Genomic DNA, 1003 nt, shown 5'->3' on the forward strand with positions numbered 1-1003 from the left:
GCTGGTCGAACTACCGGAACATCGTCATCCATCCGTCGGTGCGCTTCGGCAGTTTTCTCGACAACGGCGGTTTCGAGGTGGGCGACTACCTGCTGGGGCCCAACGGCGACATGGTCGAGGTGGGCAGCCTCGCCGATCTCGGTTCGGTCAGCACGCGCTTTCTCTACTACATCAAGCCCGAGTTCCGGTAGGAGACCAACGTGATCATCTTGGACGGCATTCAATTGCCGGCGGGCCTCCTTTGGTCCGACGAATTTGCAGCAAGCCGCGTTGCGCAATCCGTGCGGCGCACCCTCGACGGGTCGGTGGTGGTGTTCTACGGCCAGTTGCAGGCCGGGCTGCCCATCACCCTGGAATCCGAATCCGACGCTGGCTGGTTCGCTCGCGCGCAGATCGAAGCACTGGCCCTGCGAGCGGCGAGCCCCGGCGGCGTCTACACCCTGACCCTGCGCGGTGAGTCGCGGCAGGTGATGTTCCGCCACCAGGACGCGCCCGCCTTCGAGGCCCGGCCGCTGGTATCGCTGGCCAATCCACAAGCCGGCGATTTCTATCTCGCCACCCTGAAACTCATGACCGTTTGAGGAAACTATGCCCATTCTCGACAATGAAATCGTCTGGCGGCCCGCCGCCCTGATGTCCGATGTAACGCCCGCCCAGAACGGCGGTCGGATGGCCTTCTCGCAATTGGTGTCCGGGGTGAAGAACAATCTTTTCCCCGATGTCTCGCAGTCCGAGCGGCTGGCCGGCGCGGTGAAGTGGCGCAAGGCCTTCATCCACGTCAACAGTGCGCAGGACACCGCGTTGCTCAACATCCGCCTGTTCCTCGACAGCCTGACGCCTGCGGGCGACTTCGTGGTGTTCCAGCCGGGCACGCAGACCGATACCGAAGATCAGATCGCCGGTCGGCCCTATGGCATCGGCACGCTTTACGCGCCAGTTGTCGGCGGGGCCGCCCAGATTCAGGTGGCCTGCGAACACAACGCCGAATACGCGACGCTGCAAC

3 protein-coding genes are annotated in these 1003 nt (G+C 63.8%); all 3 read left to right on the plus strand.

All coding sequences use genetic code 11. From position 1 onward, the window contains the following. The coding region (locus Q1J43_RS00005) for a hypothetical protein (protein ID WP_301100226.1) at positions 1-191 on the plus strand (191 nt) is incomplete at its 5' end. Between the two features lie 9 nt (positions 192-200). Next, positions 201-581 (plus strand): hypothetical protein, encoded by a 381-nt coding sequence (locus Q1J43_RS00010; RefSeq protein WP_301100228.1) that lies wholly within the window; start codon positions 201-203, stop codon positions 579-581. Positions 582-588: 7 nt separating this feature from the next. Beyond that, a partial coding sequence (locus Q1J43_RS00015; protein WP_301100229.1) for a hypothetical protein occupies positions 589-1003 on the plus strand: 415 nt, incomplete at its 3' end.

The sequence above is a fragment of the Propionivibrio sp. genome (assembly GCF_029255185.1).
Taxonomy (GTDB): Bacteria; Pseudomonadota; Gammaproteobacteria; order Burkholderiales; family Rhodocyclaceae; genus Propionivibrio.